The organism is Methylophilus sp. 3sh_L (assembly GCF_046766015.1).
Taxonomy (GTDB): domain Bacteria; phylum Pseudomonadota; class Gammaproteobacteria; order Burkholderiales; family Methylophilaceae; genus Methylophilus.
The window spans coordinates 304,395-327,970 of sequence record NZ_JBKOUF010000002.1; the positions used below are offsets into that span (position 1 = coordinate 304,395).

At 51.2% G+C, this 23,576-nt stretch carries 18 protein-coding genes; 8 read left to right on the forward strand and 10 right to left on the reverse strand.

All coding sequences use genetic code 11. The annotated features are described in order from the left end of the window. Positions 1-7 precede the first annotated feature (7 nt). The 6 genes from ACIDF8_RS07095 to ACIDF8_RS07120 form a co-directional block, all read right to left on the reverse strand. On the reverse strand, positions 8-2,176 hold the full coding sequence (locus ACIDF8_RS07095; RefSeq protein ID WP_412009918.1) for an HAD-IIB family hydrolase: 2,169 nt from the start codon (positions 2,174-2,176) through the stop codon (positions 8-10). Between the two features lie 300 nt (positions 2,177-2,476). Continuing rightward, positions 2,477-3,034 carry a flavin reductase family protein gene (locus ACIDF8_RS07100; protein WP_412009919.1) on the reverse strand — a complete coding sequence of 186 codons (558 nt, stop codon included), beginning with the start codon at positions 3,032-3,034 and terminating at the stop codon, positions 2,477-2,479. Further along, the gene (locus ACIDF8_RS07105; protein WP_412009920.1) at positions 3,034-3,771 is read right to left on the reverse strand and encodes a hypothetical protein; all 738 of its coding nucleotides are present in this window, start codon (positions 3,769-3,771) and stop codon (positions 3,034-3,036) included. Before ACIDF8_RS07105 ends, ACIDF8_RS07100 begins: the two co-directional genes overlap by 1 nt. Before the next feature lie 69 nt (positions 3,772-3,840). After that, a complete protein-coding gene (locus tag ACIDF8_RS07110; protein WP_412009922.1) occupies positions 3,841-4,014 on the reverse strand; it encodes a hypothetical protein in 174 nt (57 codons plus the stop codon). Then, positions 4,011-4,526, reverse strand: a complete 516-nt coding sequence (locus tag ACIDF8_RS07115; protein WP_412009923.1) for an AAA family ATPase — start codon at positions 4,524-4,526, stop codon at positions 4,011-4,013. The genes ACIDF8_RS07110 and ACIDF8_RS07115 overlap by 4 nt, the downstream gene beginning before the upstream one ends. Before the next feature lie 172 nt (positions 4,527-4,698). Then, complete coding sequence (locus ACIDF8_RS07120; RefSeq protein ID WP_412009924.1) at positions 4,699-6,480, reverse strand: glutamine--tRNA ligase/YqeY domain fusion protein; 1,782 nt, start codon at positions 6,478-6,480, stop codon at positions 4,699-4,701. A gap of 167 nt (positions 6,481-6,647) precedes the next feature. On the opposite strand from ACIDF8_RS07120, the gene ACIDF8_RS07125 reads away from it, so the two are divergent. The 3 genes from ACIDF8_RS07125 to ACIDF8_RS07135 are packed head-to-tail and all read left to right on the forward strand — an operon-like array spanning position 6,648 to position 9,323. After that, positions 6,648-7,637: a biotin--[acetyl-CoA-carboxylase] ligase gene (locus ACIDF8_RS07125; protein ID WP_412009925.1), complete on the forward strand. Its 990-nt coding sequence runs from the start codon at positions 6,648-6,650 to the stop codon at positions 7,635-7,637. Further along, complete coding sequence (locus ACIDF8_RS07130) at positions 7,634-8,410, forward strand: type III pantothenate kinase (RefSeq protein ID WP_412009926.1); 777 nt, start codon at positions 7,634-7,636, stop codon at positions 8,408-8,410. Before ACIDF8_RS07125 ends, ACIDF8_RS07130 begins: the two co-directional genes overlap by 4 nt. Positions 8,411-8,423: 13 nt before the next feature. Next, positions 8,424-9,323, forward strand: a complete 900-nt coding sequence (locus ACIDF8_RS07135; protein ID WP_412009927.1) for an SPOR domain-containing protein — start codon at positions 8,424-8,426, stop codon at positions 9,321-9,323. Positions 9,324-9,418: 95 nt separating this feature from the next. Here ACIDF8_RS07135 and lpdA read toward each other — a convergent pair whose 3' ends face one another. Beyond that, entirely contained in the window at positions 9,419-11,209 is a 1,791-nt protein-coding gene (gene lpdA, locus ACIDF8_RS07140) for a dihydrolipoyl dehydrogenase (RefSeq protein WP_412009928.1), read from the reverse strand. Positions 11,210-11,302: 93 nt separating this feature from the next. Continuing rightward, positions 11,303-11,776: a hypothetical protein gene (locus tag ACIDF8_RS07145; protein ID WP_412009929.1), complete on the reverse strand. Its 474-nt coding sequence runs from the start codon at positions 11,774-11,776 to the stop codon at positions 11,303-11,305. Positions 11,777-11,984: 208 nt separating this feature from the next. Between ACIDF8_RS07145 and ACIDF8_RS07150 the strand changes: the two genes are divergently transcribed. Genes ACIDF8_RS07150 through ACIDF8_RS07165 form a run of 4 tightly spaced genes read left to right on the forward strand, consistent with a single transcriptional unit; the run spans position 11,985 to position 17,730 of the window. Continuing rightward, positions 11,985-13,592 carry a hypothetical protein gene (locus ACIDF8_RS07150; protein WP_412009930.1) on the forward strand — a complete coding sequence of 536 codons (1,608 nt, stop codon included), beginning with the start codon at positions 11,985-11,987 and terminating at the stop codon, positions 13,590-13,592. A 33-nt stretch (positions 13,593-13,625) separates the two neighbouring features. After that, positions 13,626-16,187, forward strand: a complete 2,562-nt coding sequence (locus ACIDF8_RS07155) for a glycosyltransferase (protein ID WP_412009931.1) — start codon at positions 13,626-13,628, stop codon at positions 16,185-16,187. After that, positions 16,166-17,314 carry a PA0069 family radical SAM protein gene (locus ACIDF8_RS07160; protein ID WP_412010050.1) on the forward strand — a complete coding sequence of 383 codons (1,149 nt, stop codon included), beginning with the start codon at positions 16,166-16,168 and terminating at the stop codon, positions 17,312-17,314. Before ACIDF8_RS07155 ends, ACIDF8_RS07160 begins: the two co-directional genes overlap by 22 nt. 5 nt (positions 17,315-17,319) lie before the next feature. After that, a complete protein-coding gene (locus ACIDF8_RS07165; protein WP_412009932.1) occupies positions 17,320-17,730 on the forward strand; it encodes a gamma-glutamylcyclotransferase family protein in 411 nt (136 codons plus the stop codon). A gap of 49 nt (positions 17,731-17,779) precedes the next feature. Here the strand turns inward: ACIDF8_RS07165 and aceF are convergent, their stop codons facing one another. Together aceF and aceE are read right to left on the reverse strand one after the other, a co-directional pair. Next, positions 17,780-19,123 (reverse strand): dihydrolipoyllysine-residue acetyltransferase, encoded by a 1,344-nt coding sequence (aceF, locus tag ACIDF8_RS07170; protein WP_412009933.1) that lies wholly within the window; start codon positions 19,121-19,123, stop codon positions 17,780-17,782. Between the two features lie 27 nt (positions 19,124-19,150). After that, positions 19,151-21,820: a pyruvate dehydrogenase (acetyl-transferring), homodimeric type gene (aceE, locus tag ACIDF8_RS07175; protein ID WP_412009934.1), complete on the reverse strand. Its 2,670-nt coding sequence runs from the start codon at positions 21,818-21,820 to the stop codon at positions 19,151-19,153. 285 nt (positions 21,821-22,105) lie between these two features. Between aceE and ACIDF8_RS07180 the strand changes: the two genes are divergently transcribed. Next, the gene (locus ACIDF8_RS07180) at positions 22,106-23,572 is read left to right on the forward strand and encodes a M17 family metallopeptidase (protein ID WP_412009935.1); all 1,467 of its coding nucleotides are present in this window, start codon (positions 22,106-22,108) and stop codon (positions 23,570-23,572) included. The last annotated feature ends 4 nt before the right edge of the window (positions 23,573-23,576 follow it).

Consider the following 23,576-nt stretch of genomic DNA (forward strand, 5'->3'; position numbering starts at 1 on the left):
CTGTCACCTAAACCACCTGCGCGGGCGTGCCGAATTTGTAATGACGCATGCCTTCAAGGATGCCATGCGCATGGGTAGCCTCAGCAAAAAAGATACGCGGCATGCCTTTAAGGTGGGCCAGCTCCTGACTGTGGTTGCCGACGACGACGGCCATGGTGTCGCCCATTAGCATCTCGATGTCATTGCCCGAATCACCGGCTACCAAAAAGTTGGCCAGCGGCAAGTCCCATTTATAAGACAAGTAGCGGATGGCATGACCTTTGGAGGCACGAATCGGCAAGATATCTAAAAACTCGCCATGCGAATAAATGATTTGCGCATGCAGCCCTTGTTTGCGCAAATGCTGGCGGATTTTTTTGACCGGAGGCATCTGGCTAGCATCAACCAGGTAAGAAATCTTGAATTCGCGCTGGTTTTCCGCAGATTGCAGGCGTAACCCAGGCAGCTCTGCCAGCGCCTTGAGCAAGTCATCCCGCCGCCATAAATGACGGATATGGTTGGCCCAGCCCACATCAGGGATGCGGTTAACCCCATAATGGATTTCCGAGCCAACAGAGGTAATCAGGACGTCCGGGATAGGAATATGGTTTTTACGCAAAATCTCAATTGCGCTTTCCAGTGGGCGCCCGGTGGCAATGCCAAAAATGTTATAACCCACATTCGCCACCAGCCATTCCACCAGGTCCGCTTCCCCTTGCCGGTTACCCAGCAAGGTATTGTCGATGTCGGTGATAAAGGCAAATTTCGCCAGTGGAATAGGGGATTTACCGCTATGTAGCGCAATCTGCTGCTTGCGCAGGTTTTTGCGTTGTTTTCTCAACAGCTGGCGCAGCTCTTTCACATATTTATCGACATGTCCGGCCCAAGTGTAATGGCGTTTGACGTTTAAGACCCCGCTCTTGGCCCATTTGCGCCAGCGCGCCCTATCAGTGAGTGCAGAAAGCAGCGCATCGGCAATGGCATCGCTATTGAGGGTGTCTACCAACAAGCCATGATGGCAATTGGCCAGGATATCGCGCGGGCCACCATCATCCGGCGCAATTACCGGCAGGCCACAAGCGGCTGCTTCCAGTAAAGTGAGCCCAAACGGCTCGGTAAAAGCGGCATTGATAAACACACCCCGGCTTTTGGCCGCCATGCGATACAGCTCAGGGATATCTTCCTGGGCATGGCTTTTGGGAATCGCAACCTTGCCCCACAAATCATAGGCGTCAATATCCAGCAGCAATTCGTTCAACACCTGTGCCTGCGATTTTTCCAGGTCACGGATGCGCTCACGGCTACCAGCAACCAGGACCAGATTCGCCTTCTTTTGCAGCTCTGGGTGGTTGCCATACGCGGCCAGCAAGCCTTTGATGTTTTTGCGCACCTCGGGCCGGCAAATACATAAAATCATCGGCTTTTTCGGATCATGCAAAAACCGGTCTATACTTTGTTGCAGCGCGACAGGTAACGCGCGGCGGCCTGGCGGCGAAAAACGTGAAGTATCCGTACCCGGCGGGATCACGCGAAACCTGCGGCTATCGGGCTGCGCATACATGCCATATTGCAGCTCAACCTCTTGGCGCGTACTGGTAACAATTAATGAGGCATGCTGGATCAGTGCATCCTCCTCGGCAATGCGGCGCTCAAAATTAAACTGCTTTTCAATTTTCTCTGCCTTGCGGCCACTCGAAAGCAAGCGCTCCTGTTTAGGTTTGCCCAGTGAATGTCCAGTATGAATCAGCGGAATACCCAATAACATAGAGAGTTGGCGGCCCACATAGCCGGCATCGGCATAATGAGAGTGGATCACATCCGGCAAGCGTCCTTGCTGGCGCAAATAATGCAGGCAACGGTCCACCATTTGGTCCAAGTGCGGCCATAACAACTCTTTGCGCATGTAACGCTTGGGCCCGCATGGAAAACGGATAATCCTGGCTTTATCACTAAGTGTCTCTTCTGGCTGGGCATAATCGCCTGCCACGTGCGGGTCATCAATCAACCGCGTCATCAGGTCGACTTTGCCCACTTGCGGATGTTCAGCCAGCGCATGCGCCAAATCCAGCACATAAGTGCATTGCCCGCCGGTATCGGCATCCACGCCCAGCTCAAGCTGCTGGCCACGGATCAAGCCATGTACGCTGATTAACAGCACATACAAAGATTCTGAGGATTCTTTTTTATTCACACGCATGCGACCTCCACTGACTCACCATCCAGCAAGGCAACTGCAACTCAGGCCTGGCAACTGCCACTGTTTATGATGAAAAATGCTGCAGGACTTTACGTCCATTAGATTGAAAGATGCTGTTCGCATCCATGTTTTCCGCAAGGGAAATAAGCGGGATATCAGGCCTGTAATACCCCTATTTCAACTACAGGCTATTAAATTGACATCAATTGAAAATAAAAAGTTTCAACTTTTAACAAGATTGCAGGCAATAAAAAAGCCCTGACCAACAGGGCAGGGCTGATTTTTGGCACGTGGTAGAGGCTAGTAGGCTTGGCCCGTGGCAAAGAATACGCCGCCAGCAATATGGTGGATGGTACGTAACTCGTCATGCCCCTCAAAATGCCATCTGCCATCGCTAAATACCCGCTCATCAGCATGTGCGGCCACCACTTCAGCAATAAATAAATCATAAGTGTTCTGGTTATGCGGCTCGGGGATGAGCTTGCACTCTAGCCACGCCACACAATCCTTTACCAGCGGCGCGCTGATCTCATGTGCGGAAAAGGTCTCGATGCCGTATTCCGCAAACTTGTCTGCGCCTGGCAAATCACGGCCGCTTATACTGCCCACCTTTTTCACCATCTCGATTTGCTGTACGCAAGGCAGGTTAATCGCAAACGTGCCTTCCGCTTCCATTAGCTCGCGGGTGTAGGTTTTGCTGTCTATCACGACGGTAACTTTGGATGGGTTAAAGTCTAAAGCGCAGACCCAGGCGGCGGCCATGATATTACGCTGACCAGCGTGAGAAGAGGTTATTAAAGTTGTGGGACCGTGGTTGAGTAAACGATAGGCAGTTGAGGGGTTGACACTATGGAGCATTATTTTGAGCTCTTAGGTAAATTAAAGGTGATTATTTTTTGATCAGGATAAATAGTCTTCATACTATCTTTGAGTCTGTCAGCGACCAATTTTAGACTTTCAATCGTGCTATCGACATGAGTAATTACTTGCTCAGTCGTTTCTTTAAGCATCGACAAAAGGCGGTTGCCCAAGATAAGCTCTAAATCTGCATCACTGATTGTTATCGAAAGTCCATTTTTAAAGCCCGCGTTTTCTAGTTTTGGCTGAATTTCATTTAAGTGTATGTTAGATCTCATATTAATAGCCTCAATTGCAGCAATGTAACGTTCACCTTCAATGGCTATTTCACTCAAGAGATTTCTAAAGTCAGTATTCAGAAGAAAGCTTAGACTCTCAATATCAAGTTTAAAGAGTTCTTTGTCATATTGGCTTGTTGGCCTTAATTTTAAGAAGGCTTCTTTTTCATCACGTACAAGATTAATGTAATCTCTTTGATATACGAATAGATCATTTGCCATCCTAGATAAAGTAAAAATTGCTTTATTAATGGCAATTAAATTATGTTTTTTCTCAATTTCTAATTCTTTCTGATTCTGAAATTCAAATGCAAATTTAGCGCCGTAATAGGCAGCAACTAATGTTGCCAAAGCAGGTATATACGAAGTAATAAAGTTATGCCAATCTTTATTTCGTATCATAAGGCCAGCTCCAACACCAAGTAGAAAGCTTGTGCCAATTTTGAGAATATTGTTCAATTTATTTATGCCAAATAAGTTGATTTGTAAGTGCTTGTTTGGGCGCACTAATTCAGAGACAGGAGCAAATTATTTTTTATTAGTAATAATATTTTGCTTAAACTTATTTCTACCAGTGTCTAGTGAAACTACATAAGGTGTACCAGTTTGCTCTGCCAGTTTTTTTGCAGCTTTAGCTGCGCGACGTAGTGCTTGATCAATATCCTTAAACTCTTTCTCTATCAACTTTTCTTTTTCAGTCATAGATTTACGCCTCGTGAGATTAATTTTGGTTCATTGCCAGAATTGTCATACAAAGACCATGAGTTTGCCAGGGGACTGTAAAGCTGATGAAAGTTATTTAAGCCAGATTTGAATCTACGCCTAATGGTTGCTTCTGGGATATTGTGCCCACCAGCGGAAACTCTTGCGGCAACCCTGGCGATTGCTATTTCTGGGTCAGGCAGGCTGAGGAAAGTTAGTGTGATGTGATAGCCAAGTTTTTTCCATGCAAGAATATCTTTTGCATAGGTTTTGCCTGAAAGCGTTGTTTCAATCGCAAAACTTTTGCCAGCTTTCACATTAGACTCAATTTCTTTCAGCATGAGTCTTGCCGCTTTTACCGCAGCCGTTTCAGGAGAGAAGGGGGCCAACCCGGCAGCAATTAGGTCGGCATTGATAAAGATTGGACAATTGGCCTCATTAGGCAAGTATTCACGGGCAAAGGTGGTTTTACCAGCGCCGTTTGGACCTGCAATCATGATGACTTTTTTCATTGGTCTAGAAGTTGATCAATTCTTTCAAAAACGACTTCTGCTGGGAGGGTTTTTACCTTTTTGTAAAGGATGTCGTCCAGATGTTGATTAGCAACATTTAGCCACGCTTGCTCATTCAAGCTGAGTTCCCGATTATCAGTCAAAGATGAATGATCGGCGTGGCTCATATCCATTATTTCTGCCAAGTATCCTTCAATGTCACCGTTCTATTAAACACTGGCTTGCCAGCCACACTGTCTTTTCTGTCGGCGACAAAATACCCGTGACGCTCAAACTGGTAACTATCACCTGGTTGTGCCTCTTGTGCGCTTTGTTCCAGTTGGGCAGTGATCACTTTGACAGAATTCGGGTTAATGTCTTCTAAAAAGTCTTTATCGCCGCTACCTGGATGTGGGTCTTTAAACAATCGGTCGTACAGGCGGATTTCAGTTTCATAAGCATGCGCTGCGCTAACCCAGTGAATATTGCCTTTGACCTTGACGCTATCCGCACCTGGCGTGCCTGACTTGGTGTCTGGCAGATATTCGCAGTGCACGGTGGTCACGTTGCCAGCCGCATCTTTTTCGCAGCTGAGGCATTTGACCACGTAGCCGTAACGCAGGCGCACCATATTGCCTGGGAACAGGCGGAAGTAGCCTTTTGAGGGCTCTTCCATAAAGTCTTCGCGCTCTATCCACAGCTCTTTGGAGAGTTTGACCACGCGTTTGCCGAGTTCAGGCTTTTGCGGGTGGTTAGGGGCGTAGCAATCTTCGTCTTGGCCCTCTGGGTAGTTATCAATGACTAGTTTGATCGGGTCGAGCACGCCAATTTTGCGTGGAGCAGATTCGTTAAGTACTTCGCGCATGCAGTCTTCGAGGATGCTGTACTCTATCCATGAGTCGGCTTTAGATACGCCGATGCGGTCAGTGAACAGTTTGAAGCCTTCAGGGGCATAGCCACGGCGACGCGCGCCCGCCAGCGTCGGCAAGCGAGGGTCGTCCCAGCCACTGACGTGTTTTTCTTCGACCAGTTGAATCAGCTTGCGTTTGGAGAGCACAACATAGGTCAGGTTGAGGCGCGCAAACTCGTACTGGTAAGGTACCGGTTTGTTAATCATCCCGGCATCGGCCAGATTGTCCATCAGCCAGTCGTAGAAAGGGCGCTGGTCTTCAAATTCTAGCGTACAGATGGAGTGGGTGATGGTTTCCAGGGCATCCTCAATCGGATGCGCGAAGGTGTACATAGGGTAGATGCACCATTTGTCACCGGTGTTGTGGTGATGGGCGCGGCGGATACGGTAAATCGCGGGGTCACGCATATTGATGTTGGGCGAGGCCATGTCAATTTTGGCACGTAACACCATGCTGCCATCGGCGTGTTTACCATCACGCATTTCTCTGAAGATGCGCAGATTTTCTTCTGCACTGCGGTCGCGGAATGGCGAGTTTTTACCTGGCTCGGTCAGCGTGCCGCGGTTGATACGCATTTCATCGGCGCTTTGCGCATCGACATAGGCTTGTCCGCGTTGAATCAAGGCTTCGGCAGCGGCATACATAAAGTCAAAATAATCGCTGGCAAAGTAGAGATTGTCTTCTTTGCTGCCATCCGGGCGAGTATTGTCCCAGTCAAAGCCCAGCCACCGCACCATCTCAGTGATGCTATCTACATATTCCTGGCTTTCTTTTTCCGGGTTGGTGTCGTCAAAACGCATATGACAGATGCCGCCATAATCACGCGCTAACCCAAAGTTGAGAAACACCGACTTGGCATGGCCGATGTGCAAATAGCCATTCGGCTCGGGTGGAAAACGGGTGCGAATCTTAGCAAAATCGGTTTGTCCGCTGGCGTGATGCGCGGCATCGCCTGGCGTACCAGCCCATTTCTTTTCGGCATATTTTTCTTCGGTAAGGTCTCTATCAACAATAGCACGGATAAAATTGGAGGCGGCGGGGATGGGTTCTTTTTCTGTCGACATGGCGGTTCTTGAAGTTGCTAAAGTGTGCTTATTTTACACGGTTAGCGACCTGACCCAAAACGCTTAATACAGGGCGTTTCGGGCTTTTATCGCCCGGCCTGGCGGGGCGGGTATGCTACACTGCGGGCTATGAAGATCTGCATCATTATCGCCAATCAAAGCGTGTCATGAATAAGCTGGCATTTCCTATCCTGGCTGTATTGGCCGATGGCAAATTTCACTCCGGTGAGGCCTTGGCGCAGCGCTTTGGCGTCACGCGGGCAACGGTGTATAACGCGATTCAATCCGCTGAGCTGCTAGGGATCCAAGTGTTTTCAGTGCGTGGCCGTGGCTACCGCTTGCCTAAGCCGGTGACCTTGCTGGATGCGGATCAGATTACCCAGGCCTGTGGCGAGTATGCGCCCTGGTTTCATTTGCAGGTGCTGGCGCAGGTGGATTCGACCAACCGTTATTTAATGCAAGAGAGTGCGCGCGGCATTGCCCATGGCACCTGTGTGGCAGCACAAGTGCAGACTGCAGGACGTGGCAGGCGTGGCCGCACCTGGCATTCTCAGCTCGGTGGCAGCCTGACTTTTTCATTGCTGTGGCGATTTCAATGTGGTGCGGCGGGCCTGTCTGGCCTCAGCCTGGTCGTGGGGCTGGCGTTGGTGCGTGCCTTGCATGGCATGGGGCTGAGCAGCGTGCGTTTAAAGTGGCCTAATGATTTGCTGGTATTGCAGGCGGGGAGTTGGCACAAGCTAGGCGGCATCTTGATCGAATTGCAGGGCGACATGGAAGGCCCGAGTGCGGCGGTGATAGGCATAGGCTTGAATCTGGAGTTGGAGTCTGCACTACAACAGCAGATTGACCAGGCAGCAATGGGATTAAACCAGCTGGCAGGCAAAGCGCTGGACCCTAACCAGTTGCTTGGCCGTTGCCTGAGCCAGCTGGCACAACATCTCACGCTATTTGCTGAACATGGCTTTGCTTACTTTCAAGGCGAGTGGACGGCTTACCATGCGTTTGACCAGCAAGCCGTCAACCTGTTGCTGGCTAATGGCCAGGCCGTTCCCGGTCGCGTGGTTGGCGTAGCCGAAGAGGGCAGTTTGCTGGTTGAAACGGCTAACGGTATTCAACGGTTTAATGCCGGTGAAATCAGTGTGCGGAGTGCGGCATGAAACTGCTGATTGATGCAGGCAATAGCCGTACCAAATGGGCTTGGTGCCCGGACGACTTGCTCCAGTTGGCAGCGTTGCAGATCAATACATTCGACAATCAGGACTGGTTTGAGGGGGCAGCGTCTGCCCAGGCGTTACAGTCCGCGATGGCTGTTGCGGACCAGGTTTATTTAAGCAATGTGGCGGGCGAGCGCTGGCTACAAAGATTGCCCGAGCTGGGCCAGCGTTTGCAGCGTATTGTCGCTACGCAATCAGCGATGGGTTTGCAAAACACTTACAGCCAGCCTGCGCAACTTGGCAGCGACCGCTGGTGTAGCCTCTTGGCGGTATGGCACCGTGAGGAAAAGTCTGCGTTGGTCGTCAGCGCTGGTACGGCCATGACCATGGATGCACTGATGGTCAAGCAGGGGGAGGCCATTTTTGCTGGAGGAAGCATCCAGCCCGGTTTAAGACTGATGTGGCAAAGCCTGCAACAAGGCGCGGCGCAACTCGATTATGCATATCCATCAGGGCAGACGGCTGAAAGTGGTTTTGCCAATAATAGCCAGCAAGCCATGTGGCTGGGTTGTGTGCAGGCGCTCGCTGCCTCAGTGGCTGCGCAGTATGACCGCTTGTGCCAGTGCCTGGACCATGCGCCTTTATTGCATATCAGTGGTGGCGATGCAGATTTAATCGCCAGATATTTACCGCATACATTGTCAGCACAGGCGATTATTGTGGATAATCTGGTATTAGAGGGGTTGGCCTGGCTGGCTAAGTGTTCAGACAAATGAAAAGTAGACGTGGATGAAAAAAATATTCTGGATATTGCTGTTGCTGAATGTGGTGGTGTTTGCTTATTTTAAGCGCGATGCTCTGTCACCTGCGGTCAGCAGCCTCAAGCCAGAATTGCAGCCGCAGCAAATTAAAATCCTTACCGAGCAAGCATTAGCGTCTTACCCCCTGCGTCATCCAGAGTCGAGCCCAAATGAGGCTTCCGGTGAAGTAGAGTCATCTGCTGAAAGCAGCGCTCCAGCCAGTGAGCCACTTACAAAGGCAGAGCCCAAAGCCCCAGAAACCAAAAGCCCTGAAACGGCAGGCCCTGAAGTCAAGCCGGTTGAACCAAACAAGGTGATGACCAATAAGAGTGCTGAATCCAAGCCTGTGGAAGTAAAACCAAATGAATCCAAACTGGCAGAAAAAACTGCGCCAGCAGCTAAACCTGCTGAGCCCCATGCCGCAACGGCTGCCGCATGCTACGAATGGAGCAGCTTTAACACGGCACGCTTGAATGAAGCGCTGAGCCTGACGCAGCAACTGAATATCAAGTCGCATACCAATTTGATTGGCAGTCCACAAGACAATGTGCGTTACTGGATTTATAAACCACCGCTGCCAACTGCCGAGGCGGCACAAGTCAAAGCGGATGAATTACGCAAGCTTGGGGTAGAAGACTTTTTCATCGTGCAAGATGACCCCAAATGGCGTAATGCCATCTCGTTTGGTGTGTTCCGCGATGAGAAGCTAGCCGATAAACTGATGCTGGACCTCAAAAACAAAGGCGTGAAACTGTTGATTAAAGCCACGCGTAATGGAGGTCAAGCCGTGATCAAACTACAACAGGTGTCGCCACAACAATTTGCCAGTTTGCAAAAGGCGCGTTCGCAATTTCCTGATGCTGTGCTCAAAGAAATGCCCTGTAATTAGCGCTTACAAGGCGTGAAAACAGACATTAAAAAACCCGCATTCGCGGGTTTTTTAATGTCTGTTGCTTATTCTTGCAGTTCTGGAAGTACGCTCGCTTATCGCTTTTTAGGCGGCAACATATCGGTAATAGTGCCTTCTTTTAGCTCAGCTGCAAAACAGACTGTTTCAGACAGGGTCGGGTGGGCATGGATGGTTAGGCCAAGATCATGCGCATCTGCCCCCATCTCAATGGCAAGCACAGCTTCTGCGAGCAATTCACCTGCGTTGACGCCAACGATACCAGCCCCGATCACGCGGTGGGTCTCTTTGTCAAAAATCAGTTTGGTTGCCCCTTCGGTGCGTGCGATAGATAACGCACGGCCGCTCGCTGCCCACGGAAAGCTAGCTTTGTCGATCTCGATGCCTTTGGCTTTGGCTTCGGTTTCGGTGAGGCCGACCCAGGCCACTTCAGGATCTGTGTACGCAACGGATGGAATGACATTGGCGACAAATTCCACTTTATGTCCGGCAATGACTTCAGCAGCCACTTTGGCTTCATGCGTGGCTTTGTGGGCAAGCATAGGCTGGCCCACAATATCCCCAATGGCAAAAATATGCGGTACATTGGTGCGCATTTGTTTGTCGACCGCAATAAAGCCGCGGTCATCTACCGCGACCCCGGCATTTTCGGCGCCAATATTTTTGCCATTCGGGCGACGGCCGATAGAAACCAGTACACGGTCATATTTTTGTGTTTCTGCAGGGGCATTTGCACCTTCAAAGCCTACATAGATGCCATCAGCTTTGGCTTCAATCTTGGTGACTTTGGTCGACACCATAATACTTTCAAAGCGTTTCTCCATGCGTTTTTGCAGGGGACGGATCAAATCACGGTCTGCACCTGGAATCAGGCCATCCATAAACTCAACCACGCTGACTTTACTGCCTAGTGCGTCATACACGGTGCCCATTTCGAGGCCGATAATGCCGCCGCCGATGACCAGCATGCGGCCAGGAATATCCGCGAGCGCAAGCGCGCCTGTGGAGTCCATGATGCGTTCATCTTCTGGAGCGCCAGGAAATTTGGTCGCTTGTGAGCCTGCGGCAATAATCGCATTGTCAAAACCAACCAGGGTGACCTTGCCATCCGTATCAGTCACGGCAATCTGGTTAGGGCTGGTGAAATTGCCCACACCGTTGACGACAGTGACGCCACGCGCTTTGGCCATCTGTGCCAAACCACCGGTGAGTTTGCCGACCACGTCGTTGGCTTTCCAGTTGCGCAGTTTGTCGAGATCAATATTCGGTTTGCCAAAACTCAAGCCATGGTGTTCAGTTTCTTGGGCTTCGGTGATTACTTTGGCCGTGTGTAACAGGGCTTTGGACGGGATGCAGCCGACGTTGAGACAGACGCCTCCCAGGGTAGGGTAGCGCTCGACCAAAACCACTTTCAGGCCCAGGTCAGCAGCGCGGAAGGCGGCGGTGTAGCCGCCAGGCCCTGAACCCAACACCATCACCTGGCAGGTGATATCAGAATTGCCACTGGCGACTGCTGGTGCAACTGGCGCACTGGTTGTATTGCTCGACGCAAGTGGTGTGGCAGTCGTGGCTGGTGTTGCAGGGGCGGCCGCAGTTGCAGCGGATGCGGTTTCGGCAGTCGTGCTTGCAGCACTTTCAAGCAACAGGATCAGGCTGCCTTTGGCAACTTTGTCACCAACCTTGACTTTTAATTCCTTTACGACCCCTGCGTGCGAGGAAGGAATATCCATGGAGGCTTTGTCGGATTCCACTGTAATCAGGGAATCTTCTTTCGCCACGGTATCGCCGACGGCGACCAGCACTTCAATCACATCGACGCTGTCAAAATTGCCGATATCCGGCACTATGATTTCAACCATTTGACTCATTAAAACCTTATCTATGCGTTAGTTCTGCTATTTTATCACCAAAAGAACAAGCGCACTTTTGGCTTGTCTATTTGAGTGACTATCACTGATAAATTAGCGTTTGGCGGGTGTGGTGAGGGTGGGCTTAACCGCAGGGGCTGCTTTCATGGTGCAGGTCTCGTGGCCGTAATTGCCGCCGGTATCATCAGGTTCGTAATAGTCGTTTTTAAAGGTCCAGCCGCTTTTCCCTACCTTGCTGAACTGGCCCATGCCAGTTGAAAATTCAGCATATTTGGCATCAGACAATTTAAACGTCATGGCTAATTGTTTGCCACGCGTAATCGCCTGGCCTGTGTAGCTTTGCTTGTTTTCAGTGTGTGTGGCCAACTCGTAGACCGAGACCTGTGCCGTGCTGTTACGGCGGTTCTTTTTGAGGTAAATGGTAACTTCATAATCGCCGACCGCGATATTGTTGCCTTTGCACAGGTATTCACCGCTGTAGTCGGGCGAGACCGCTGTGGCTGAAAACGCAGTCGATGAAAATGCAGCGCATAGGCCGAGTGTGATTAAACAGGATTTAACGTTCATATGACTTCTGAAATAAATTTTGGCGTGAGTTTAGGTTTAAAAGTCTGGGTTTTTTGCGAGACTTTTGAATACGTTTCATCATAATTGCAATTACATATTTTACCAAGTCTCTTTTCGTGTTTTTGTCGCTTGTGGCTTGTAAAAGCAGGGCGCAAGCAGGGGCTATTTATGAGAGAATAGCCGCTATTTTTAGCAACTCCGTGACAAGGTGACCATATTGCAGCGTTTGTTATCAAAAATTTCACCCATCGTCTGGCTGACCTTGTTCCTCATGGGGTCTGTCTACTACGTCTGGCGTCTGCAGCAACCGCAAGCCTTGCTCGAGGTCGATGCGGATGCACTGCCGCTGCAATGTATTTCCTACTCGCCTTATTACAAGCCTGGCATGAGTCCGCTGGTAAAGGATATGTTTGTTGATCCGCTGCAGATCGAACAGGACTTACAGGCACTGTCCAAGGTGACACGCTGTGTGCGCACCTATTCAGTGGGGCAGGGCATGGACTACGTGCCCAAGGCCGCGCAAAAGCTGGGGATGAAAGTGATTCTTGGGGCCTGGATAGGTTGGCTGGAGGATTTGAACCAAGCGGAGCTCAAACTTGCAGTACAACAGGCTAACCAGTATCCAGAAACCGTACGGGGGATGGTGGTTGGCAATGAAGTATTGCTACGCGGTGAGCAATCAGAACCTAAAATGCATGGTTATTTGCAGTGGGTCAAGGCCAATACCAAAGTGCCGGTCACCTATGCCGATGTCTGGGAGTTCTGGCTCAAGCATCCCACGCTGGAGCAGGAGGTGGATTTTGTCACGGTGCATATCTTGCCCTATTGGGAAGATAAACCGGTTGCCATTGAGCAGGCGGTGGCGCATACCGCCTCGGTCATGGGTCACTTGGGCACCGTGTTTAAAAAGCCGATTCTGATTGGTGAAACCGGCTGGCCTTCCCAGGGACGTCAGCGCTTCTGGGCCAAACCTAGCGCGATCAACCAGGCCAAATACATGCGTGGCTTTTTGCAGGTGGCCAAACAAAGTCAATGGCAATACAATGTGATTGAGGCAGTGGACCAACCCTGGAAGCGTGAACTGGAAGGGACCGTTGGCGGCTATTGGGGCGTGCTGGATACCGACCTGAATCAAAAATTCAGTTTGCAGGGCGCGATGGCCGAGCGGGCTGATGGTCTTAAACCTTACTTGGCCGGTTTGGTAATAGGTATTGTGTGCCTGGCTTATGGATACTATCGCCGGCGGAGTGCCAGCCAATTAGCGGTGCTTGCCCTAAGCGGTATGCTCTTGGGCTTACATGGGTATCTGCAACTTGACTATGTGCATATGGCTGCCCGTAATGGCCTGGAGCTGAGCATGCTGGCGGGGCTGGCCGTGCTAGGTTGGGGATTGCTTGGCTTGCAAGTCAGACAATGGCTGGGAATGACGCCAAACGCTTGCCTGGAACAGGTGGCGCTACGGTTACTGGCACTGGCATTTTTGCTGACCAGTGCTGCCTTGGCCGTCAATGGCCGTTATTTGGATTTCCCGATTATTCTGGTTTGCTTACCGATGGTGGCCATCACAATTTCTTTGTTGATGCGTCGTACAACCCCGTTACAGACAGCGAACACGACCTTCTGGCTGGTCGCCGCTTTGCTGGTGATGGCGGCTAATTGTGCGGTGGCAGTGGCGATTATGGAACCAGGCAACACCATGGCCTGGTGGTGGACTGGCATGTGCGGCGCCGCCTTACTGGTGTTGCCCATCAGAAGTTTGCACGTAGGTATGCCGCTGACATCCAGCCAGGCTGATTCGGCGTATCATTCAGTTTAAAACAATCGTACAAAATAACGGGAAGAGTGAGAAGTGATCGTTTCATGGTTTAAAAGGTTATTGCCCGGGTTGGCGTTTGCCATCGTGTTTTCGGCTTTGCATTTCGGCCTATGGGCACTGGCCAACCGGGCGTTGCCACTGATTAGCGTCAAGCCTGCAGTCAATGGCTTTGCTTATACCGGCTACCGGGCCAATCAAAGTCCGCTTGAGGGCCATTATCCAAATACGGCTGAACTGGCGCAAGATTTGGATTTGATGCACAAGCATACGCGCCATATCCGTATGTATTCCTCGCTGGATTTGAACGAGGTGATTCCGCTGGCAGCCAAACGTAACATGAATGTCATTGCTGGTGCCTGGATAGACACCGACAACATGAAAAACACGCGTGAAGTATCTGCCCTGCTTGAAAAGCTGGAAAACTACAGCAATATTGACCGTGTCATTGTCGGTAACGAATCGCTGTTGCGTAACGATTTACCGGTCCAGGCATTGATTGGTTACCTGGATTTTGTCCGTGAACATAGCAATGTGCCGGTATCCACCGCAGAGCCTTGGCACGTGTGGCTCAAGCATCCCGAATTGGTTAAGCATGTCGATTACATTGCCGTTCACCTGTTGCCTTACCACGAAGGCGTGCCCGTTGAAAAAGCGGTGCAATACACGATAGAGCGCTACAACCAGCTCATGCAGGCCTATCCACGTAAAAAAATCGTGATTACCGAGGTGGGCTGGCCTAGCCGTGGCCCCGCCATTGGTGCATCGGTGGCCAGTGAGGTTAACCAGGCCAGGTTCATCCGCGAGTTTATGGCCAGAAACTCGATTGAAGACCTGGATTATTACTTGATGGAAGCATTTGACCAGCCCTGGAAGGTCGCGCTCGAAGGCTGGGCGGGCGCTTATTGGGGCATGTATAACGCCGACCGTCATCAGAAATACTCACTGCAAGGTGCGGTGCCCCCGAATACGCGCTGGATTGCCAAAGCCACCTGGTCTACGGTACTGGCGTTTATCCCCATGATGTTTATTGCCTGGCGCTTCAAGCATTGGGGCATCGGTGGCGTGCTCTCTATGGCCGTGTTGTTTCAGGCATGTATCACCACGTTGACCATCGCCTGGAACCTGCCGGGTGACTACTATTACACGATCCGGGACTTTGTGGTGCTCATCGGCCTGATTTTAGGCATTGCGCTGACTTCAATGGTGCTGATGATTTACGCGGCGGAGTTCAGTGAAGTGATGTTCAAACCGCAATGGCGCCGTTTGTTCAATCGCGCCAAACCGTTACCGGCAGATCAAGAGTTGTTCGTGTCTATCCACCTGGCGTGCTATAACGAGCCGCCAGAAATGGTGATCGCCACCATTGATAGCCTGCGCAAGCTTAACTACACACGCTATGAAGTGATTGTGGTAGATAACAACACCAAAGATGAAGCGAAATGGAAACCATTGGAAACTTATATGGCCACCATGCCGGATAACTTCCATTTCTATCATTTGCCATCCTGGCCAGGGTTTAAAGCGGGGGCACTGAATTTTGCGCTGGATAAAACGCATCCCGATGCGCAGGTGGTTGGCGTGGTCGATGCTGATTACGTGGTTACCCCTGACTGGCTGTCTGACCTGATACCGCATTTCCTCGAGCCACAAGTGGCTGTGGTGCAGGCCCCTCAGGCACACCGCGAGTGGGAGCATAGCTTCTTTCACCGCATGTGTAACTGGGAGTTTGAGGGCTTTTTCCGCATTGGGATGCATCACCGCCATGAACGTAACGCCTTGATCCAGCACGGCACCATGACGCTCATTCGTGCAGAGTCTCTAAAAGGCTTTGGCGGCTGGTCAGAGTGGTGTATTTGTGAAGACACCGAACTTGGCCTGCGTTTACTCGAGAATAATATGGAGTTGCGCTACATTGATGAGACTTTTGGCCGTGGCCTGACGCCAGCTAACTTCAAGGCGCTTAAATCGCAGCGTAACCGCTGGGCATTTGGCGCGATGCAGATTCTCAAGCATCACATGCCTAAACTGGTTGGTAAATCGACCTTGAATTTCAGCCAGCGCTACCACTTCCTGACCGGTTGGTTTGGCTGGTTTGGTGAGGCTTTGCAACTGATCTTTACGCTCGGATCTATTGGTTGGACGATTGCCATGTTGGCCTTCCCAAAACACTTCAGCTTACCTGTGGTGGTCATGATTGTCCCTATCTTGTGTTTCCTGGTAATTAAGGCGATTTTGGGGCCAGTGCTCTACCGCAAGACCATGCATTGTAGCTGGATGGATATCTTTGGCGCGTCACTGGCTAGCTTAGGCCTATCGCATGCGATTGCCAGGGGCATCATCAGCGGCCTGACACATAAGGCAGGCGTGTTTGTGGTCACCAACAAAACCAAAGCCAAACTCAGCAGTTGGCAGCTCATCGCGCCAATCAAAGAAGAGTTAACGATTCTTGCCTCTCTAATGCTCTGCGCAGCAGCGATGTTGTATGCACGCGGTTTTAGCAACCTTGATGCGCAATTATGGGTCTCTATGCTGGCGTTGCAATCATTACCTTACTGGAGTGCCGTAGCATGCCAGTGGATCTCGGAACGCAAATAGACGACGCGCAAGTTGATATGGACGCTTTTCCGCCCGCGCGGGTGGAAAAGCCCTTGGTCTACAAAGGACGTGCTGCCAGTAGCAATCAAGTCAGCCGCTTTGACCCGCACACCCGCGAAAGCATAGACGATGGCTGGAGCAGCCTGGATGAAGAAGTGCCAGCCTTACGGACTGAAGTCATGCTGGATGCTGCTAAAAGCGTCATCAATTACATTCAATCCCCAGACCTGCCGTTTGACCGCACCTTGAATCATTACCGGGGCTGTGAGCACGGATGCATTTACTGTTATGCCCGACCTATGCATGCTTATTTAGGGTTATCACCCGGGCTGGATTTTGAATCGCGTTTGCTGATGAAAGCCGATGCTGCTGCGTTACTCAAAAAAGAACTGTCGCATCCCAAATACCAGTGCGCACCCATTGCCATTGGCATGAATACCGATAGTTACCAGCCGATTGAACGCGAGTATCAACTGACGCGGCAATTGATTCAGGTACTCAGTGAGGCCAATCATCCTTTTAGCCTGGTGACTAAATCTTCACTGATCGAGCGCGATATTGACCTGATTGCGCCTATGGCTGCCAAAGGCCTGGCCAGTATTTATTTGAGCATCACCACCTTGGACCGGCAGATTGCGCGGCGATTAGAACCGAGAGCCGCCGCACCTGAACGACGCTTTGAGACTTTGCGTAGACTGAGTGCTGCAGGCATCCCTACCGGTGTGATGGTCGCCCCGGTGATTCCTGCACTGACGGATTGCGATATGGAGAAAATTCTGGAGCAGGCGCATCAGTCAGGCGCGCGCAAGGCAGGCTATGTCTTTTTGCGCTTGCCGCATGAGTTAAGTGATCTTTTCCAGGCTTGGCTGCAACAGTATTTCCCCCTCAAGGCTGACCATGTCATGAGCATTATCAAACAAAGCCGTGGCGGCAAAACCTATCAAAGTGGTTTTGGCCAGCGTATGCGTGGCGAAGGGGTTTTTGCCGATTTACTGGCGCATCGTTTTAAGCTGACCTGCCACAAGCTGGGCCTGTCAGGCGAGCGCCTGGATTTGCGTACGGATTTGTTCAGTGTGCCTGGCAGATGGCAGCAATCACTGGATACCCATCAACTGAGGTTATTTTAACCAGCATGTCTACTCTTTTATTTGTATATGGCACTTTGCGCCGTGGAAATCAAAACGCCATGGCCGATTTTCTTGCAGAAAATGCCACCTTTATCGGCTACGGCTGGTATCAAGGCAAGATGTATATGATCAGGGACTATCCCGGTGTGATCGCTTCTGACGATACTGAGGAGCGCGTTTATGGCGAGGTTTATCACTTGCATGAGGCGGATAGTGTACTTGCTAAGCTTGATGAGTATGAAGAATGCAGTGTCCGGTATCCACAGCCAGCAGAATATCAACGGGTTCAAACACAAATTCTTACGGTAGATGGTCGTCTGCTTGAGCCGGTATGGATTTACAGCTACCAATGGCTTGTCGTGGATAAGGCCAGGATAGTGACTGGCGACTTTATGCAACCGACGCAGATCGCTTAAAACACAAAGGGCGCATTCAGCGCCCTTTGTGTTTTTACTCGTCCAAAAATTAGAGTAACAAACGTCTCACATCACTCAACATCACACGCAGGTGGCTGGTGAAGCGGGCGCCGTCAGCCCCATCGATCACGCGGTGATCGTATGACAGTGACAATGGCATGATCAGGCGGGGATCGAAGCCGCCACTGTCTTTGTTGTACACCGGCTGCATGGCTGCACGGGAAACACCCAGAATCGCCACTTCAGGGCAATTGATGATAGGCGTGAACATGGTGCCGCCGATCCCACCCAAGCTGGAAATGGTAAAGCAGCCGCCTTGCATTTCTTCAACCTTCAACTTGCGCTCACGGGCTTTAGCTGAGAGGTCAGCCAGATCGCGGGCAATGTCCATCACGTCTTTCTGGTTCACATCACGCACCACAGGCACGACCAGACCATCTGGCGTATCGCAGGCAAAGCCGATGTTGTAATACTGCTTGAGGATCAGGCTATCGCCTTCAGGTGACAGGGAAGCGTTAAAGTTAGGGTAGGTACGCAATGCATTGACGACAGCTTTCATCAGGAAAGCCAGCAACGTCAATTTCACGCCACGCTTTTCCGCCTCAGCCAGCATGGACTTACGGAAGTCTTCGAGGTCGGTGATGTCCGCTTCATCAAACTGTGTCACATGTGGTGCAGTGACCCAGTTACGGTGCAGGTTGGCGCCAGACAGTTTCTTGATGCGTGACAGCGGCTTGGTTTCGATACTGCCAAACTGGCTGAAATCGATCACAGGCATAGGCAAGGTGCTTAAACCACCACCAGTGCTGATGCTTTCAGTACGTGGTTTGGACAACTCACCTTTGACATACGCCTGTACATCGGCTTGCAGAATACGGTTTTTAGGGCCGCTGGCTTTCACCAGTGACAGATTTACCCCTAACTCGCGCGCAAATTTGCGTACCGAAGGGCTGGCATGCGCCAGTTTGCCACTGCTGGCTACCGTGCTGGCCGCCACCGGGTTAGGGGTCGCTTGTGGCTGTATCACTTGCGGAACCTCAGCGACCGGGCGGGTAGGTTCTGGAATGGCTACCTTGGCTTCATCCACTGTCACCGTCGCGACGACTGGCGTTGCGGTGGGTTGTGGCGCCACTTTCTCTGCGGGTGCGGCTTCGCCCGCGGTATCCAGCGTCAGAATCAGTGCACCTTGCTTGGTTTTGTCACCCACTTTGATGTGGATTTCCTTGACCACGCCAGACAATGATGAGGGAATGTCCATAGAGGCTTTATCAGACTCGACCGTAATCAGAGAGTCTTCTTTGGCGATGGTATCGCCTACATTCACCAGGACTTCAATGACATCCACACTGTCAAAGTTGCCGATATCCGGCACCAATACTTCTTTGATAGACATATTGTATCTATTCCTTATGTCGTGACGTTAAATTGTGGCCGGGTTGGCACGAGTAACGTCGATATTGTATTTTTTAATGGCTTCAGAGGCTTTGGCAGCAGGCAACTTACCGTCGTCAACCAGTGCTTTGAGGGCAGCCAGTACAACATAGTAGCGGTCAACTTCAAAGAAGCTACGTAGGGCTTCACGTGAATCTGAACGGCCATAACCATCGGTACCCAAGGCCACAAACCGGTTAGGGACAAATGGGCGGATTTGGTCAGCAAAGCTACGCATGTAGTCGGTGGAAGCAATCACTGGGCCTTCGGCTTTTTGCAGGGAAGCTTCAACAAAGCTCAATTTAGGCTTCGCTTCTGGATGCAACAGGTTGTGACGCTCTGCATCAATGCCGTCGCGGCGCAGTTCGGTAAAGCTGGTGACACTCCATACGTCGGCAGACACGCCCCAGTCTTTTTCGAGCAACTCAGCGGCAGCAATCACTTCACGCAGGATCACGCCTGAGCCCATCAATTGCACTTTCGGACCTTTAGCTTTGGACTTGCTGAAGTTGTACATGCCTTTGAGAATGCCTTCTGCACTGCCTTCCGGCATGGCAGGATGGCTGTAGTTCTCGTTCATCAGAGTGATGTAGTAGTACACATCTTCCTGGTTTTGCACCATACGGCGCATGCCTTCTTGAATGATCACGGCCAGCTCGTAAGCAAAGGTCGGATCGTATGAGATGCAGTTCGGGATGGTGGCAGACATCAAATGGCTGTGGCCATCTTCATGTTGCAAACCTTCACCATTCAATGTCGTGCGGCCTGCGGTCGCACCCAGCAAGAAACCACGTGCGCGGCTGTCACCAGCGGCCCAGGCAAAGTCACCAATACGCTGGAAACCGAACATGGAGTAGTAGATGTAGAACGGAATCATCTGGGTGCCGGTGACGCTGTAAGACGTCGCTGCAGCCAGCCAGCTGGCAAATGAACCGGCCTCGTTGATGCCTTCTTCGAGAATCTGGCCGCTTTGTGATTCTTTGTAGAACATCACCTGGTCAGAATCCTGTGGCTCGTACAACTGGCCGACGGAAGAGTAAATACCCAGTTGGCGGAACATGCCTTCCATCCCGAAAGTGCGGGCTTCGTCCGGCACAATCGGCACTACATATTTACCGACTTGCTTGTCACGTACCAGCGTAGACAGGATACGCACGAACGCCATGGTGGTGGAAATTTCACGGTCGCCGGTGGCACCCAGCATGTTTTCAAACGCTGACAGTTCTGGCACGGTCAGCTCGTTGCCTTTGCGGCGACGGGCTGGCACAAAGCCACCCAATGCTGCGCGGCGTTCCATCATGTATTTGATTTCCGGGCTATCTTCAGCCGGACGGTAGTAAGACAGGTTTTCTACCTGCTCGTCAGTCAATGGCAGGTCAAAACGGTCACGGAAAGCTTTCAATGAGGCGATATCCATGCTCTTTTGCTGGTGGGTGGTGTTCTGGCCTTCACCGGCTTCGCCCATGCCATACCCTTTAACGGTTTTGGCCAGGATGACAGTCGGCTGGCCTTTATGCGTCACGGCTGCCTGGTAGGCTGCAAATACTTTGTGTGGATCATGACCGCCACGGTTCAAGCGCCAGATATCCGCATCGGACATTGCAGCCACCATTTCACGCAGCTCAGGATATTTGCCAAAGAAGTGCTCACGCGTGTAGGCGCCACCTTTTTGTTTAAAGTTCTGGTATTCGCCGTCTACGCATTCTTCCATGCGTTTACGCAAAATACCGTCTTTATCCATGGCCAGCAGTGGATCCCAGTAAGAACCCCAGATGACCTTGATTGCATTCCAGCCCGCACCGCGGAAGTTGGATTCGAGTTCCTGGATGATCTTGCCATTGCCACGCACCGGGCCGTCCAGACGCTGCAAGTTACAGTTAATGACGAAAATCAGGTTGTCCAGGCCTTCACGCGCCGCCAGTGAGATCGCACCTTGTGATTCAGGCTCGTCCATTTCGCCGTCACCGCAGAATACCCAAACTTTGCGGTCAGAGGTGTCGGCAATACCGCGGTTGTGCAGGTACTTGAGGAAGCGGGCTTGGTAAATCCCGGCCAATGGGCCTAAGCCCATAGACACGGTTGGGAACTGCCAAAAATCTGGCATCAACCATGGGTGAGGGTAGCTGGAAAGACCATTGCCGCCCGTTTCCTGGCGGAAGTTATCCATTTGCTCTTCGCTGATTCGGCCTTCGAGGAAAGCGCGAGCGTACACACCTGGTGAGGAGTGGCCTTGGAAGTAGACGCAGTCACCACCAAAACTCTCATTCGCAGCACGGAAAAAATGGTTAAAACCGACGTCATATAAAGTCGCGGCAGACTGGAAGCTGGCGATGTGGCCGCCGATCCCTGGTGATTTTTCATTGGCACGTAACACCGTCATGATCGCATTCCAGCGGATCAAGGCACGGATACGGCGCTCCATCTCAGGGTCACCTTGCAGTTTTGCCTGCAAATGGGTGGGGATGGTGTTCACATAAGCGGTGGTCGCTTTGTAAGGCAAATGCCCGCCTGAGCGGCGGGCCTGATCAATCATTGCTTCCAGCAGGAAGTGGGCACGTTCTGGCCCTTCATTCTCAATGACAGCACTGAGGGCTTCTAACCATTCTTGCGTTTCTTGTGCGTCGGTTTCATTGAGGTGTGCTTGCGAATGCGTTGCCATGCGTGAGGATTCTCCGAGTTTTAAGTCGCTATGCGTATAATCTAGCTTCGAGCAATGCCTAGAGCTGAGAAAGTGTTGATTACCAAGAAGGGATTCCGAAATTGGACACTGCTTTTATGGTATCACGTTGCTGCACTCAAGTGATGAGTCTCAGCAAGCTATCAATTAGCTGTAAGTGTCTCTTTTTTGACGCTTTTGGTCAAGTTTTGCATGTGCTAGACACGCTTGTCTACTGGCTTTTGCTACGTTTATTTAATGTTTTATATAAGAGTGTTTTTTAACTGTATGCGCATCGAGTGGTCCCAAAATCCTGAAGTCAATTCAACTGTGTTGTCAGCATTTGCGCAGCATATTTTGCTGGTGTTTGAAGAAAAGTCCTTTTCTGCGTTGCCATTTGCCGAAGTGTTAAGCGCCAAACTGGCAAGGGCAGGCCTGACCGCAGCCGATTTAGCGCAAAAACCGCTGACGCTGGAATGGCCGGACGGGCAATTGGTTAGTCTGGTGCAAGTGGATGCCAGCAGTTCAAATTTTGCGATCAATAGCTTGTTACGCACTGCGGTCAAACCGTTGCTGGAGGAGTGTCCAGCGCGGATTGCGATTGGCATCTACGCCAAAAAGCAGGCTGATAAACTCGCCAGGCAAGCGGCCTATGTGACACTGATTAATGCGCAAGCCTTGCCCGTGCTGAAGAAAAAGCATACCGGCCAAAAGTTACGTGAAATTGGCCTGTTTGGGGTGGATGCCATGGATTGGACTGATGAAATCATGGCCACAGTCGCTGGCAACACTGTGTGCCGGGCGTTGACGATGACGCCGCCCAATATGCTGACACCGGCGTTATATCAGCAGTGCTTGCAATCCATGGCCAGTGAAAAAGGCTGGCAATATTATGTTTTTTCAGTAGAGACCCTCAGGGAAATGGGCGCAGGTGCTTTTGTCGCTGTTGCACAAGGCTCAGAGCCGCAAGATGCGGCCATTGTTAAATTGAGCTACCGCCATCCGCAGGCGCGGAAAACCCTGGCGCTGGTAGGGAAGGGGATTTGCTTTGATACCGGCGGCCATAATTTGAAATCGGCCAAATACATGCAAGGCATGCATCAGGACATGAATGGCAGTGCCGTCGCTGTCGGGGTGTTACAAGCCATCAGCGCACAACAATTACCCGTCAATGTGGATTGCTGGCTAGCCTTGGCGCAAAACCATATCGGTCCCAACGCTTACAAGCAAAATGATGTTGTGACGGCGCTCAATGGGATGACCATCGAGATTGTGCATACTGACGCCGAGGGCCGCATGGTGCTGGCGGATACTTTGACCATGGCCAGCCGTAGTCAACCGGATGTCATGCTTGATTACGCCACACTGACGGGTAGCATGCAAATCGCACTGGGCTCCCGCATGAGTGGCATCATTGCCAACCAGGCCAGCCTGGCGCAGCAAATGACTGAGGCGGGGACTGAGTGTGGCGAGCGTGTGGTCGCATTCCCTTATGCCGAGGATTATGACAGCGAGCTGGATAGCGATATTGCTGACATCAAGCAATGCACTCTGGACAGTGATGCGGACCATATCCTTGCCGCACGTTTTTTAGGCAAGTTTATCGAACACAATGTGGACTGGTGCCACGTAGACCTGTCATCTTATACACACAAAGAGGGCTTGGGGGCGGTAGCCAGTGAGGTCAACGGCTTTGGTGTCGCTTTGACCTTGCAGTGGTTAAAGCGCTACCTCACCAGCAAATCCAAACGTTAACAAG